The following is a 14,675-nucleotide window of genomic DNA, read 5'->3' on the forward strand; positions in this document are numbered from 1 at the left end:
GGCCCGCGGCTGGCCCGGGCCGAGGCCCAGGCCGAGTCCGGCGGCCGCGCCCGTGGCCCCCGCGGCGCCCAGGAGGACGGCGCGCCGGCGGGGGCCCGGGGGCCTGGGGGACGTGGTTTCGCGGTGCATCGGCGCTCCTGAGGGGACGAGCGGGAGGCTTCGACGCGGGTGGTGTGCACCCGTATGCTCGGAGCCTTGGCACGCCGGGTGACCTGCTACTTAACGCAACCGGAACGGCGGCGGCCGGGAAGCCCACAAATACCTTCGGCGGCGGAAAACACCGCGCAATGGACACGCGATCCTCGCCCGTTCGAGTAGCCGCGGTCACCGTGGGTTCATCGCGGCGGGAACGTGCCGCAGACCCCCTCCTGGCGGCTTTCCGCCAACGCCGCAATCCGCCACACGCAACTCCCCCCGCGCGCGCGTGACTTGCTGATAGATATGCGGACAGCCGGCACCGGATGCCGGTATCCACACAGGTGGGGGTTAACCAGAGATGACGATCTCTCCCAGACGTACACCCGGTCCCATACCGGGGGGCGGACGGCCACGGGCCGCCGCCCGAATAGCCCTCGCTGCCGGGCTGGCCGTCGCGCTCACGGCGACGGGCCAGTCGATGGCAGCGGCCACCCAGGCCGCGGAGGGCGACCCCGAGCCGCTCCGGCCGAAGGCCGCGGCGGACAAACTGGGCGCGAACGACGCACAACTGCTCGCCGAGGCGCAGGCGGCGGGCGACAAGCACGTCACGCTGCTGGTCGCCGTCGAGCCGGGTGAGACGACCAAGGTCGCCGACACCTTCCGCGGCGTACGCGGCGCCTCCGTCGGCCGTACGCACGACAAGCTCGGCTACGTCCGCGCCACCGTGCCCACCGGCCGCGCCGACGCCGCGATCGACAAGGCCGCGAAGCTCTCCGCGGTGCACGGCATCGATCTGAACGAGGAGATCGAACTGCCCGATCCGCGGCCGGCCGCCGACCGCGCCAAGGGCGGCACGGGCAGCGGCGCGCAGGGCGCCTACCCGGCGCCCGACCGCTCGACGCCGCCGAAGAACCCGTACCAGCCGGCCCACGAGACCGGCGCCGTCGACTTCGTCCGGCAGCACCCGAAGGCCGACGGCCGCGGCATCACCGTCGGCATCCTCGACTCCGGCGTCGACCTCGACCACCCCGCGCTGCGCCGGACCACCACCGGCGAGCGCAAGATCACCGACTGGGTGACGGCGACCGACCCGATCGTGGACCGCGACGCCACCTGGCGGCCGATGGTCACCGACGTCTCCGGCCCGTCCTTCGTCTACCGGGACCGCGAGTACACCGCCCCGCGCGGCGACTACTCCGTCAGCATCTTCAGCGAGAACGCCACCCTGGGCGGCGAGATGCAGGGCGACCTCAACCGCGACGGCGACACCACCGACTCCTGGGCGCTGCTGTACGACGCGCAGGCCGGCACCGTCCGCGTCGACCTCGACGACGACGGCAACTTCCGCAACGACAGGCCGATGGCCCCGTACGGCGAGGACCACAAGTTCGCCTACTTCGGCGCCGACGACCCGGACACGGCGATCGCCGAGGCGATCCCGTTCGTCGTGGAGATCCGCCGGGACGTGCCGATGGACCCGTACGGCGGGGACTGGATCGGCAAGAAGGAGGACTTCGTCAACATCGGCGTCGTCGAGGGCGCGCACGGCACCCACGTCGCCGGCATCACCGCCGCCAACGGGCTCTTCGGCGGCCGGATGGACGGCGCCGCGCCCGGCGCCAAGATCGTCTCCTCCCGGGCCTGCACCTGGAGCGGCGGCTGCACCGCGGTCGCGCTCACCGAGGGCATGATCGACCTGGTCACCAACCGCGGCGTCGACATCGTCAACATGTCGATCGGCGGCCTGCCGCCGCTCAACGACGGCAACAACGCCCGCACCGAGCTGTACAACCGGCTCATCGACACCTACGGCGTGCAACTCGTCATCTCCGCGGGCAACAGCGGCCCCGGCGCCAACACCATCGGCGACCCCGGGCTGGCCGACAAGGTCATCAGCGTCGGCGCGAGCGTCTCCCGGGGGACCTGGGCGGCGAACTACGGCAGCCGCGTGACGAAGAAGTACCAGATGATGCCCTTCTCCTCGCGCGGCCCGCGCGAGGACGGCGGCGCCACCCCGACGATCACCGCCCCCGGCGCGTCGGTCAACACCATCCCCACCTGGCAGGCCGGCGCGCCCGTCCCCGAGGCCGGCTACGAACTGCCGCCCGGCTACGGCATGCTCCAGGGCACCTCGATGTCCTCGCCGCAGACCGCCGGCGCCGCGGCGCTGCTGCTGTCCGCCGCCGAGCGGGAGGGCGTCGACGTCACCCCGAACGCCCTGCGCACCGCGCTGACCTCCACCGCCGACCACATCCGCGGCGTGCAGACGTACGCGGAGGGCGCCGGGCTGGTCGACGTCGTCGACGCCTGGGACTCGCTGGAGGACGGCGCCTCGGCGTACGAGTACAAGGTCGAGGCACCCGTCGACACCGTGCTCGCCGGCCAGCTCGCCACCCCCGGCGTGGGCACCGGCGTCTACGACCGCGAGAGCGGCCCGGTGCGCGGCGAGTCCGAGACGTACGAGATCACGATCACCCGCACCTCGGGACCGGCCGGCGCCACCCGGCACGAGCTTGAGTGGCGGGGCAACGACGGCACGTTCCGGCTGCTCGGCGACGACGACGTCAAGCTGCGCCGCGGCAAGCCGCTGACCGTCAAGGTACGGGCCAGGCCGCGTTCGGCGGGGCTGCACAGCGCGGCGCTGCTGGTCGACGCCAAGCGCACCGAGGGCATCGACCACCGGGTGCTGACGACCGTGATCTCCGCGCGGGAGCAGACGGCGCCCGCGTACGCGTACCAGGTGTCCAACAGGGTCCAGCGCAACGCCTCGCGCTCGTACTTCGTGCGGGTCCCCGAGGGGGCGAAGACCCTGGAGGTGGCGATGAGCGGGCTGCGGGGCAAGAGCCAGACCCGCTGGATCGCGATCGACCCGCTGGGCATTCCGAACGACCCGACGTCGACGCCGTTCTGCTACCCCAACTACGACAACCCGGCCAACACCTGCCGTCCCGACCTGCGCTCGTACGAGAACCCGACGCCGGGCGTGTGGGAGATCGAGGTCGAGTCGCGGCGCACCTCGCCGCTGCTGAACAACCCGTTCACGGTCGAGGCGACCGCGTTCGGCGCGGACTTCGACCCCGGGACGCGGACGATCGACGAGGCGAAGGTCGGCGAACCCACCCCGGTGGAGTGGACCGTGACCAACGGGTTCGCCCCGGTGGACGGCAAGCTCGCCGGCGGGACGCTCGGCTCCGAGGTGACGGACCGCCCGAGCATCGCCCCGGGCGAGACGAAGACCGCGACGATCGAGATCGGCGACGGCGTCACCCGGCTGGACGCGTCGATCGGCGCCACCTCCGACACCGGCGCGGACCTGGACCTGACGGTCTTCCGCAACGGCCAGCAAGTGGCCCAGGACGCCGACGCCGACTCGGAGGAGTCGGTCTCGATCGCCGACCCGGAGCCCGGGACATACACGGTGGAGGTCTACGGCTACGACGTGCCGGCGGGCACGACGGAGTACGAATACCGCGACGTGTACTTCTCCCCGGCCCTGGGCGAGGTGAGCGTCGGGGACGAGCCGGTGCGGCTGGACAGCGGCGAGAGCGCCGAGGTCGCGGCCGAGGTCACGGTGGCGGCGCCCGGGCCGGAGGGCCGCGAGTTCTTCGGCGAGGTGCAGCTGCAGAACGCCCGCGGCACGACGGCGGGCGCGGGCAGCGTGCGGATCGGGACGGTGGTGCCGTAGCGGAGGCACGGACGCACGCGGGCTGTGCGTCGCGTGCGTACCGTACGTCGCGTGCGTACCGTGCGTGACGTACGTCCTGAAGGAACCCGCGGGGCGGGACGCCGGAGCGCCGGTGTCCCGCCCCTGTGGCGTGCGTCTCAGTTCGCCGCGCGGGTGCGCCCGGGGCGGCCGGGCGGGCAGGGGAAACGACTGGAGCCAGCCGGCCGGCGCCCGGCATCATGGAGGGCGCGACCCCGCATCTGTGAACGGAGAGCCATGAAGATCGGAATCGTCGGAGCCACCGGACAGGTCGGCGGAGTGATGCGCGACATCCTCGCCGAGCGGTCCTTCCCGGTGGACCAGCTGCGCCTGTTCGCGTCGGCCCGGTCCGCGGGCCGCACGCTGCCGTGGCAGGGCGCCCCCGGCGGTACGGTCACGGTCGAGGACGCCGGCACCGCCGACTACTCCGGGCTCGACATCGTGCTCTTCTCGGCCGGCGGGGCCACCTCCAAGGCGATCGCCGAGAAGGTCGCGGCGCAGGGCCCGGTCGTGATCGACAACTCCTCCGCGTGGCGCCGCGACCCCGACGTGCCGCTGGTGGTCTCCGAGGTCAACCCGCACGCGGTGGCCGACCGCCCCAAGGGCATCGTCGCCAACCCGAACTGCACCACGATGGCCGCCATGCCCGTGCTCAAGCCGCTGCACCGGGAGGCGGGCCTGGTCTCCATGGTCGTCGCCACCTACCAGGCGGTCTCCGGCTCCGGCCTGGCGGGCGTGGAAGAGCTGTTCGAGCAGGTCCGCGCGGCCGGCGACGAGGCGCCGAAGCTGACCCGGGACGGCTCGGCGGTCGGCTTCCCCGAGCCGGCGAAGTACGTGGCCCCCATCGCGTACAACGTGCTGCCGATGGCCGGCTCCCTCGTCGACGACGGGCTCGACGAGACCGACGAGGAGCAGAAGCTGCGCCACGAGTCGCGCAAGATCCTGGAGATCCCGGAGCTGAAGGTCTCCGGCACCTGCGTCCGCGTCCCCGTCTTCACCGGGCACTCGCTGCAGGTCAACGCCCGCTTCGCCGAGCCGCTGAGCCCCGCGCGGGCCGCGGAGCTGCTGGCCGGCGCGGAGGGCGTGGCGCTCGCGGACGTGCCGACGCCGCTGGGCGCGGCGGGGCGGGACGTGTCGTACGTGGGCCGCATCCGGCGCGACGAGACGGCGGAGAACGGGCTGGCGCTGTTCCTCTCCGGCGACAACCTGCGCAAGGGCGCGGCGCTGAACGCGGTGCAGATCGCGGAGCTGGTGGCGGCCGAGCGGTCCTGAGGACCGCGGCCCGGCCACCGTCCGGCCGGGTTTTCCACAGGCGGTACGTGTCGCGGGGCGCGGGGTGCCGCCGTCATCCACAGGCTGCACCGGGCAGGCGCCCCACGTGCGAGGATTGCGGTCAGTCGTAGCGGTAAGGAGTAGCCCAGGTGCCTGGCACGAATCTGACCCGGGAAGAGGCGCAGGAGCGCGCGCGCCTGCTGACGGTGGACGCGTACGAGATCGACCTCGACATCTCGGGGGCCAAGGACGCCGGGGAGGGCGGCACCTTCCGGTCGGTGACCACGGTGCGGTTCTCGGCCGCCGAGGAGGGCGCGGAGACCTTCGCCGACCTGATCGCGCCCGAGGTGCACGAGGTGGTGCTCAACGGCACCGCGCTCGACGCCGCCGAGGTCTTCGCCGACTCCCGGATCGCCCTGCCCGGGCTGCGCGCCGGGGAGAACGAGCTGCGGGTCGTCGCCGACTGCGCGTACACCAATACGGGTGAAGGGCTGCACCGCTTCGTCGACCCGGTGGACGGCGAGACGTATCTCTACACGCAGTTCGAGGTGCCCGACGCGCGCCGGGTGTTCGCGAACTTCGAGCAGCCGGACCTCAAGGCGACGTTCGCCTTCACGGTGACCGCGCCGGAGGGCTGGCAGGTCATCTCCAACTCGCCGGCGCCCCGGCCGGCGGACGGGGTATGGCGCTTCACGCCCACGCCCCGGATCTCCACCTACATCACCGCGCTGATCGCCGGGCCGTACGCCTCCGTGCACGGCACCTGGGAGGGCGACGGCCGGACGGTGCCGCTGGGCGTCTACTGCCGGCCCTCGCTCGCCGAGTACCTCGACGCGGAGGCGATCTTCGAGGTCACGCGGCAGGGCTTCGACTGGTTCCAGCAGCGGTTCGACTACCCGTACCCCTTCGAGAAGTACGACCAGCTGTTCGTCCCGGAGTTCAACGCCGGCGCGATGGAGAACGCGGGCGCCGTCACCTTCCGCGACCAGTACGTCTTCCGCTCCAAGGTCACCGACGCGGCGTACGAGATGCGGGCCGACACGATCCTGCACGAGCTGGCCCACATGTGGTTCGGCGACCTGGTGACCATGGAGTGGTGGAACGACCTCTGGCTCAACGAGTCGTTCGCCACCTACTCCTCCACCGCCTGCCTCGCCCAGGCGCCCGGCTCGCGCTGGCCGCACGCGTGGACGTCCTTCGCGAACCAGATGAAGACGTGGGCCTACCGGCAGGACCAGCTGCCGTCCACCCACCCGATCATGGCCGAGATCAACGACCTCGACGACGTGCTGGTCAACTTCGACGGCATCACGTACGCGAAGGGCGCCTCGGTGCTCAAGCAGCTCGTCGCGTACGTCGGCGAGGACGAGTTCTTCCGCGGCGTCCAGGCGTACTTCAAGCGGCACGCCTTCGGCAACACCCGGCTGACCGACCTGCTCGGCGCCTTGGAGGAGACCAGCGGGCGCGACCTGGCGGCCTGGTCCCGGGCGTGGCTGGAGACCGCCGGGATCAACGTGCTCCGGCCCGAGCTGGAGACCGGCCCCGACGGCGTCGTCACCTCCTTCGCCGTCCGCCAGGAGACCCCCGCGCTGCCCGCCGGCGCCAAGGGCGAGCCGGTGCTGCGCCCGCACCGCATAGCCGTCGGGCTGTACGACCTGAAGGACGGCCGGCTGGTCCGCACCGACCGGCTGGAGCTGGACATCGACGGCGAACTGACCGACGTGCCGCAGCTGGCGGGCCGGCCGCGGCCGGCGGTCGTCCTGCTCAACGACGACGACCTCACCTACGCCAAGGTCCGGCTCGACCCCGCCTCCCTCGACGTGGTCACCCGGCACCTCGGCGACTTCGAGACCACGCTGCCGCGGGCGCTGTGCTGGGCGTCGGCCTGGGACATGACCCGCGACGGCGAGCTGGCCACCCGCGACTACCTGGCCCTGGTCCTCTCCGGCATCGAGAAGGAGAGCGACATCGGCGTGGTGCAGTCCCTGCACCGCCAGGTGAAGCTGGCCCTCGACCTCTACGCCGCCCCCGACTGGCGCGAGACCGGGCTGGCCCGCTGGTCCGAGGCCGCGGAGGCGCAGCTGCACGCCGCCGAGCCCGGCAGCGACCACCAGCTCGCCTGGGCCCGCGCGCTCGCCGCCACCGCCCGCACGGACGGCCAGCTGGACCTGCTCGCCGGCCTCCTCGACGGCTCCCGCACAATCGACGGCCTCGACGTCGACACCGAGCTGCGCTGGGCGCTGCTGCACCGGCTGGCCGCCACCGGCCGGGCCGGCGACGACGCCGTAGCGGCGGAGCTGGAGCGCGACAGGACCGCCGCCGGCGAACGCCACGCGGCCTCGGCCAGGGCGGCGCAGCCGACGGCGGAGGCGAAGTCGCGGGCGTGGACGGAGGTCGTCGAGGAGGGCAACCTCGCCAACGCGGTGCAGGAGGCGGTGATCGCCGGCTTCGTCCAGACCGACCAGCGCGACCTGCTGGCGCCGTTCACGACGAAGTACTTCGACGCGGTCAAGGACGTCTTCGAGTCCCGCAGCCACGAGATCGCCCAGCAGATCGTCGTCGGCCTCTACCCGGCCCTGCAGGTCTCCCAGGCCACCCTGGACGCGACGGACGCCTGGCTGGCCGAGGCCCGTCCGGCCCCGGCGCTGCGCCGCATGGTCACGGAGTCCCGCGCCGGCGTCGAACGCGCCCTCCGCGCCCAGGCAGCCGACGCCGCCGCAGGCTCCTGACCCGGCCCCGCCCCCCGCTCCGGCCGCCCACCCGCGGCCGGAGCGGGGAACGGAGCGGGCCCCCACGGGTGCCGTATCTCCCGGCGAACCGCCCCCGCACCGGCGAGGGCCTCGGGCTTCCGGATGACCTGGGACGTCACGCCTCAGCGCCACCGAACACGCGGCGGTACGCCTCGTCATGGGAGACACCGACGTCCCCGCCCCGGGCCCGGCGGGCCCTGTAGGCAGCCAGCGCACGCAGCTCTTGCAGTTCGAGGGCGGTGAGCGGGTCGGCGCCCTCCGGGGGGCGGCTATCGTACGTCATGCAGTCCAGGGTGTCACTCAACGCGCACGACCGATCACGGGTCACGGATACCTGTCAACTGGAAGAGTGGGCCCCTGCCCCCTGAGACCGTCAAGAGGAGCCCTCGAATGTTCGCGATGCGCCGCGCTTCCGCCGCCGACCACGAGGGCATCATCGCAGTCGTCCGCGCCCGTAGTACGTGGCAGGAAGAGCGCGACATGCCGAGCTGGCGCGAGTCGGCCGACTGGTAGACCTCGTGAGGAGCGATATGGACCCGTCCCGTCGAGGGGTGTTGGGCGCCGGACTCTACTCCGTCGCTCTGGCCATCCCTGGGTGGCCCGACATCGTGGGCCGCATGGAGGCTGTCCAGACCGGTCGGGCTCGGCGTATCGGCATGGCTGACGTTGCGGCCGTATCGATGATGACTGATCGTCTTTCAGGGCTTGACGACCACTTCGGAGGACGAGATACGCAAGGCCGATGTCCGCCGCCTTCATGGCCAACACTGTTGCCCCGTATCTGAGGGCGGACGGGCCGAGTGAAGTACGCAAGGCCATGCTTTCTGCAGCTTCTTTCCTGTGCTATCTGACCGGCTGGATGGCCGTGGACGAAGGGCTTCACGGGCTTGCACAGCAGTACTATGCAAAGGGCTTGGAGTTGGCTGGTGCCAGTGCTGATCACACCGCCTACTGCCACATTCTTCGGGGTATGTCGGTACAGGCAGTAGACCTGGGGCATGGCTCGGCAGCACGTCGTCTGGCCGATGCCGCCGCGGCGGCTTCCCCGACGACCGGACCTCGGATGCGAGCCTTTTTCGCCGGGCAGCAGGCACACTCGCCTACGCCACCGCCCAAGTCCGGTACGAACTCGGGGATGTAACCGGAAGCGTCGCATCCTTCCAGTTGCATTTTCGTTTGCGTGACGCCACCGACAGCCGAAGGTCTGGGCTCTTGTTTGGCTCCACGCTGGCCGAACGGCAACTGGAAGTAGGCCATCTGGAGGCTGCGTGTGCGACCTGGAACCGGGTTCTGGACGACTGTCCCACGGTGCACTCAGGCCGACTGGACGAACGAGTGGCCAAGATGAAGGCGCTTCTCCGGCCGTACCGATCCAGTCCGGCGGCGCGTGAGGTATATGAACGCGCCCGTCAGCTCTCCGCAGCCCGGCATGTGACGCTCAAAGCGTGACGGAGGTATGGCACCGGACGGGGCCACACCGGCCCCGGGTCCGGGGCCGGTGTGTCGGCCCTCGGCTGGCCGAAACCTCAGTTTCCGGGCTCCTCGCCGATGGCGGGCATCGGCTCCCCGCTCGGATGCCACCTGTGGAGAAACCCGGCCTGCCTGCCGACGTCAACGAGTTCGATCCGGGCACCGATGCTGTCCATCCGGTGGTAGGCGAACGGCCGGCCGTAGGGACAGCCGGAGAAGTCCACGGGCATGCCCTCTGCTTCGAGACGCCGGGAACCGTGCCGCACGTCGCTGGTCCAGAAGCCGATGTGATCGAACCTGGCTCCCTCGGACGCGTCCCAGGGACTGTCCGACGGCCCCTCGATGAGTTCGATGAAGGGCGGCCCGCCCGCGGTGAAGACGATGCGGTAGTCCCACTCGCCGAGTCGGTCGGACACGGGGTCACCCCACTCGACCCCGGCTGCACGCTGAAGGTCGTGCATCGTCGGCGTGAGGTCCGGGACCACGAAGCACACATGGTAGAAGGCAGTCATCCACCCATGATCGAGCACGTCGTCACCCCGGCGTCGTACCGTGCACGGCACCCGCCACCACGGCGAGCACAGCGTTTGTCAGAGGGGCGGCCTACCCTGGGGTGGGAGTGCGGGGATGCTGGTCAGCGGGCAGCCGGTCCACCGGCCGGCGAGCGCCGGCCGGCGCTCGCCGGACCGGTCGTCAACTCACGAACATCGCCGTGGCGTTGACCCAGCCCCCGGTGACCGCGGCCGCGCGGTCGGAGGCGAGGAAGGCCGCCAGGTCCGCGATCTCCTGCAGCCGCGGGGAGGCCGGCAGCATCCGGAGGTTGTCCAGGGAGTCCAGGATGTGCTGGACGGCCTCCGCGGTGCCCATCGCCGGGTTGACCGCGCCCAGCTTCTCCGGGGTGAGGGTCTCCGGGACGCCGGCGGCCCACAGGCCCACGGCGCGGACGCCGCGCGGGCCCAGCTCCTGGGCGAGGGAGCGGACGAGGGCGTCGATCGCCGAGTCCGCGGGGCAGGTGCCGCCCATCATGGGACTGGTGTGGGACGAGCCGCTGTTCAGCGCCAGGATGACCCCGGAGCCCTGCTCGGCCATGCGCCTGCCGGCGGCCCGCGCGGTGATGAAGTTGGTGGTGAGGCCGCCCGTGACGCACGAGACGTAGTCCGCGACGGACAGGTCGATCAGCGGGGTGCCCTGCACGTCGTTGCGCGTGATCAGGTTGATGCTCACGTCGACGGAGCCGGCCTCCGCCGCCACCCGGGCCGCGTGCTCCTCCACCGCGTCCTCGTCCAGCGCGTCGACGACGGCGGTCTCGGCCGTGCCGCCGGCCGCGGCGATGCCCGCCGCGACCGCCTCGACGCCGTCGGCGCTCCGGCCGGTGAGGTGGACCCGTGCGCCCTCGCGGGCGAAGGTGCGGGCCACCGCGCCGCCGATGCTTCCGCCGGCGCCGTAGATGATCGCGTTCTTGTTCTGCAGCAGCATGGTCGCTCCCGGTGTGGTCGTCATCGAGTGATGTCGGCCATTGAGACGCACACCGGCCGCGGCGGTCATCGCTCCGCGCCCGGCACCGCCGGTGCGGATGCCGGTGTTCGCCCGGATGCCGCGGGGAAGGCCGTCCCGTCAGAGCGTCATCGGCAGCCCGAAGGCGGGCAGCAGGTGGGGCTCGAACGTGGTGATCTCGGCTATCCGCCCTCCCCCGTGGCCTCCGGCACGGGCGGTGCCTCCGGCCACCCGCAGCACCTCCAGCGTCTGCGCCCGGTACACCGTCGTGCCCGGCCGGCGCACGTAGCCGGCGACCGCGGGGCGGCCGTTGGCGCGGGTCGGCACGTGCCGCCAGTCGCCGAAGAAGGTCGGCAGGGTCGGGTCGAGCGACCGGGAGACGAAGTCGGCGATCGTCTGCCGGCCGACGAACCAGAACGGGTTCGGCGGCATCGTCAGCTTCGCGTCCTCCGTCAGCGCCGCCGCCATCGCCGCCGTGTCGAGCCGCTCGGCCGCCAGCCGGTAGCGTTCGACGGCCGCCAGCTCGGCCGGCGTCGGCGGCGTGAGCGGGGCCCACTCCGCACGCTCGCCGGCCGGCAGGTGTGCGCGCAGCGCGGGCCGGGCGCGTTGCAGGGCGCTGTTCACGGCGGCGGTGCTCAGGTCCAGCAGGCCGGCGGTCTCGGCGGCGGGCAGGCCGACGACGTCGCGGAGGACGAGCACGGCCCGCTGGCGCGGCGGCAGGTGCTGCAGCGCGGTGAGGAAGACCAGGTCGACGGTCTCGCGGGCGACGGCCTGGGCCTCGGGGCCGGCGTCGGGGGCGGGCACGTCGGCCAGCAGTTCGTCGGGGTAGGGCTGCAGCCAGGTGACGCGGACGGGCGGGTCGGCGTCGCCGTGGGCCATGCCGGGCAGGCGCTCGTAGCGGTCGGGGGTGCGGGTGTGGCGGCGGAGGTGGTCGAGGCAGGTGTTGGTCGCGATGCGGTAGAGCCAGGCGCGTACGGCGGCGCGGCCCTCGTAGGTCTCGCGGCGGCGCCACGCCTTGAGGAACGTCTCCTGTACGAGGTCCTCCGACTCGTCGTACGAGCCGGTCATCCGGTAGCAGTGGACCTGCAGCTCGCGGCGGTACGCCTCCATCAGGCCGGCGAAGTCCGCGTCGTCGAGGCCGTCGGGCCGCGGTTTCGTCACAAGCGGCGGTGTGACGTTTTCCGCCGTGCGGCCTTCGGCTGCCGTGACCTCCGCCGTGCCGCCCTCCACTGCCGTCGCCGCCCCTTCCGCCGCCGCGCCTTCCGCCGCCGCGCCTTCCGCCGCCGCGCCTTCCGCCGCCGCGCCCTCCGCCGCGTCCCTCGCCGTACGGGCGATCCGCCGCAGCCGCCCCACCGACGCCGACAGCTCCGTCACGTCCGCGTAGAACGTCCCCGGCTGCTGCGGCGCGAGCCGCCCGGCGCGCTGGGCGACGTCGGCGATCAGCTCCCGCACGGAGCCGGCGGGCCCCGGGCCGCGGCGCTCGCGGTAGGCGCGCTGGCGGCAGGCGGCCGAGCAGTAGACGGACGTGCGCCCGCGCCGCCCGGCGCGAGGCTGCAGCGCCCCGCCGCAGGCCGCGCACTTCTCCTCCGGCGCGGAAACGGGCACGGCTCCTCCCCCGGTCAGCGTCACACGCTCGTGCGTGACGTAATTCTGCCAGCCCACCGGCCGCCCCCGCCGTCCGCGCGCGAGCCGCGGGTCGCGGGACTAGCGTGAGAAGTGGATGAACACCGCCATACCACCCTGCCTCGGAGGAGGCGACGGATCATGACCGCACGACCCGAAGGCGCACCCTGCTGGGCGGACGCGACCTTCCCCGACCTGGAGTCCGCGAAGAGCTTCTACGCCGACCTCTTCGGCTGGACCTTCGAGGACGGCGGTGAGGCCGCCGGCCACTACACCCAGGCGTCGTCGGACAGCGGCGTCGCCGCCGGCCTGGCCCCGCCGATGCCGGGCGTCGAGGACGACACCCCCGGGGGCTGGACGCTGTACTTCGCCACCCCCGACGCCGCCGCCACCGCCGGGGCGATCAACGAGCACGGCGGCCGGGTCGTCACCGGCCCGATGGAGGTCGGCCCGTACGGCACGATGGCCATCGCCGAGGACCCGGACGGCATCCGCTTCGGCCTGTGGCAGTCGGGGAGCCACGAGGGGTTCGCCACGATCAACGACGAGCACGGCACCTACTGCTGGGCCGAGGTCGACACCCGCCACCCGGACCACGCCGACGCCTTCTTCCCCGAGGTCTTCGGCTACCGGGTGCGCAAGATGCAGGACGACAAGATGGACTACGCCGTGTGGAGCGTCGGCGACGGCGACCCGCTGCTCGGCCGGGCGGAGCTGACCGGGGACGTCTTCCCCGCCGAGATGCCGCCGCACGTGGGCATCTGCTTCGCGGTGGACGACTGCGACCGGGCCGTGGAGACGACGCAGCGGCACGGCGGCGACGTGACGTTCGGGCCGCAGGACTCGCCGTTCGGCCGGATGGCGACGCTGCGCGACCCGCAGGGCGCGTCGTTCACGGTGATCAACGTCAACCGCACGGTCGGGGAGCTGCCGCAGTTCGCCTGAGCACCCGGGCGCCGGGGCACCCGCGCGGGGCGGGCGGCGCGTACGCACGCGAAAGGCGCCCGCCCCGGCGTGCGGAGCAGGCGCCTGCGCGCGGCGTACGGCCCGGGGCCGTCAGCTCTTCTTCTTCTCGGCGGCGACCACCAGGCCGGCGATCACCGCGAAAGCCACGAGCGGAGTGAGGACGAAGAGACCGAGGGTCTCCGCGACGCTCAGCCCGGGGCCCGGGTCGTCGCCGTCGTCGCGGTTGAGCGCGGAGGCGGCGGGGGACGACATCAGCATGATCAGCGCCGTCCCGGCGGCGAGTGCACCGGCGCGCAGGGTCTTCTTCCTGTCCACGCTGAAACCGTAGCGAACACCGCCGCCCCCCGCGCGCCCGGGGTCTGCTAAGCGCGCTACGGTGCCGGCTCCCCGGCCGCCGCCCCGGCCCCGGCCCCGTCCGCCGGTCCGCCCGGGTCCGCGTCGTCGTCCGCTTCCGCCCTGCCGCGGATCTCCCGCGCCACCTCCGCCAGCAGCCGGTGCGTCCGCGGCGAGTCGGCCAGCTCCTCCAGGAGCAGGGTGCGGCCGTCCGGGTCGGCGACCGGCAGCCGCCAGTTGGGGTACTCCGCGCCCGTGCCCGGCACGTGCGGGGGGCGGCGGTCGCCGGCCGCGTCCGGCAGCCAGACGCCGACGAGCCGCGCGGGGGTGCGGGCGAGGAACCGGTACAGGCCGGTGATGACGGACCTCTCGTCGGCGCGGCCGTCGGGCAGCAGCCGGAGCCGGTCGAGCAGGTCGAGCCACGCGCCGACCTGGACGGCGTCCGCGGCGCGGGCGGCGGGCAGCGAGGTGTCGACGAGGCCCAGCTCGTGCCGGACGGCGAGGTGGGTGCCGCTGAGCCGGGCGGCGGTGGGGGGCAGGTCGTGGGTGGTGACGGTGGCCAGGGTGCCGGCCCGCCAGTGCTCCGGCGGCCGCGGCCGCGGCACGGCGGCGGTGGCGGCGGTGGCGGCACCGGTACCGGTCGTGGCGGCCTCCGGCGCCGGTTCGCCCTCGGCCCACAGCACGGACGTGTCCAGCACGCCGCGCGCCGCGAGCGTGTCCTGTATCCCGCGGTCCGCCGGGGCGCCGCCGCCCGGGTCCGCGCCGATCACCGGCGTGCCCGCCCGGTGCGCGGCCAGCACCAGCACGGCGAGCATCGCCCGCGCGTCGTACGCGACGTACGTGCCCTCCGCCGGCGGCCGTCCCGCCGGCACCCACCACTGCCGGAACAGCCCGGTGACGTCCCCGACGCGCAGCGCCCCGGCCCG

10 protein-coding genes and 1 pseudogene are annotated in these 14,675 nt (G+C 73.2%); 5 read left to right on the forward strand and 6 right to left on the reverse strand.

From position 1 onward, the window contains the following. Positions 1-496: 496 nt before the first annotated feature. The 3 genes from ABD317_RS23510 (at position 497) to pepN (ending at position 7,842) form a co-directional block, all read left to right on the forward strand. Positions 497-3,823, forward strand: a complete 3,327-nt coding sequence (locus ABD317_RS23510) for a S8 family serine peptidase (RefSeq protein ID WP_344291912.1) — start codon at positions 497-499, stop codon at positions 3,821-3,823. Between the two features lie 255 nt (positions 3,824-4,078). Next, positions 4,079-5,113, forward strand: coding sequence for an aspartate-semialdehyde dehydrogenase (locus ABD317_RS23515; protein ID WP_344291913.1), 1,035 nt, complete (start codon positions 4,079-4,081; stop codon positions 5,111-5,113). Between the two features lie 149 nt (positions 5,114-5,262). Beyond that, positions 5,263-7,842, forward strand: a complete 2,580-nt coding sequence (pepN, locus tag ABD317_RS23520) for an aminopeptidase N (protein WP_344291914.1) — start codon at positions 5,263-5,265, stop codon at positions 7,840-7,842. A gap of 136 nt (positions 7,843-7,978) precedes the next feature. On the opposite strand, the gene ABD317_RS23525 is transcribed toward pepN, so the two are convergent. Continuing rightward, positions 7,979-8,146, reverse strand: coding sequence for a hypothetical protein (locus ABD317_RS23525; RefSeq protein WP_344291915.1), 168 nt, complete (start codon positions 8,144-8,146; stop codon positions 7,979-7,981). 474 nt (positions 8,147-8,620) lie between these two features. On the opposite strand from ABD317_RS23525, the pseudogene ABD317_RS23530 reads away from it, so the two are divergent. Then, positions 8,621-9,312: pseudogene (locus ABD317_RS23530) on the forward strand (NsdA family TPR-like regulatory protein). Positions 9,313-9,389: 77 nt separating this feature from the next. On the opposite strand, the gene ABD317_RS23535 reads toward ABD317_RS23530, so the two are convergent. The 3 genes from ABD317_RS23535 to ABD317_RS23545 form a co-directional block, all read right to left on the reverse strand. Next, positions 9,390-9,845, reverse strand: a complete 456-nt coding sequence (locus ABD317_RS23535; protein WP_344291916.1) for a VOC family protein — start codon at positions 9,843-9,845, stop codon at positions 9,390-9,392. Between the two features lie 181 nt (positions 9,846-10,026). Next, entirely contained in the window at positions 10,027-10,809 is a 783-nt protein-coding gene (locus ABD317_RS23540; protein WP_344291920.1) for an SDR family NAD(P)-dependent oxidoreductase, read from the reverse strand. 138 nt (positions 10,810-10,947) lie between these two features. Next, positions 10,948-12,432 (reverse strand): RNA polymerase subunit sigma-70, encoded by a 1,485-nt coding sequence (locus ABD317_RS23545; RefSeq protein WP_344291917.1) that lies wholly within the window; start codon positions 12,430-12,432, stop codon positions 10,948-10,950. A 159-nt stretch (positions 12,433-12,591) separates the two neighbouring features. Here ABD317_RS23545 and ABD317_RS23550 point away from each other — a divergent pair, with 159 nt between their 5' ends. Then, positions 12,592-13,395, forward strand: a complete 804-nt coding sequence (locus ABD317_RS23550; protein WP_344291918.1) for a VOC family protein — start codon at positions 12,592-12,594, stop codon at positions 13,393-13,395. Between the two features lie 111 nt (positions 13,396-13,506). Here the strand turns inward: ABD317_RS23550 and ABD317_RS23555 are convergent, their stop codons facing one another. Both ABD317_RS23555 and ABD317_RS23560 read right to left on the reverse strand, forming a co-directional pair. Then, a complete protein-coding gene (locus tag ABD317_RS23555) occupies positions 13,507-13,731 on the reverse strand; it encodes a hypothetical protein (protein ID WP_018834246.1) in 225 nt (74 codons plus the stop codon). A gap of 56 nt (positions 13,732-13,787) precedes the next feature. Next, positions 13,788-14,675: 4-alpha-glucanotransferase (locus ABD317_RS23560; protein ID WP_344291919.1), on the reverse strand; the 888-nt coding region annotated here is incomplete at its 5' end.

Origin of the sequence: Streptomyces synnematoformans, assembly GCF_039531005.1 — a bacterium.
Taxonomy (GTDB): Bacteria; Actinomycetota; Actinomycetes; order Streptomycetales; family Streptomycetaceae; genus Streptomyces; species Streptomyces synnematoformans.

What these genes read in the sequence shown, in the direction of transcription:
- ABD317_RS23510 (WP_344291912.1), top strand. Translation starts at nt 497, where the DNA reads ATGACGATCTCTCCCAGACGTACACCCGGTCCCATACCGGGGGGCGGA.
- ABD317_RS23515 (WP_344291913.1), top strand. Translation starts at nt 4,079, where the DNA reads ATGAAGATCGGAATCGTCGGAGCCACCGGACAGGTCGGCGGAGTGATG.
- ABD317_RS23525 (WP_344291915.1), bottom strand. Translation starts at nt 8,146, where the DNA reads ATGACGTACGATAGCCGCCCCCCGGAGGGCGCCGACCCGCTCACCGCC.
- ABD317_RS23535 (WP_344291916.1), bottom strand. Translation starts at nt 9,845, where the DNA reads ATGACTGCCTTCTACCATGTGTGCTTCGTGGTCCCGGACCTCACGCCG.
- ABD317_RS23540 (WP_344291920.1), bottom strand. Translation starts at nt 10,809, where the DNA reads ATGCTGCTGCAGAACAAGAACGCGATCATCTACGGCGCCGGCGGAAGC.
- ABD317_RS23550 (WP_344291918.1), top strand. Translation starts at nt 12,592, where the DNA reads ATGACCGCACGACCCGAAGGCGCACCCTGCTGGGCGGACGCGACCTTC.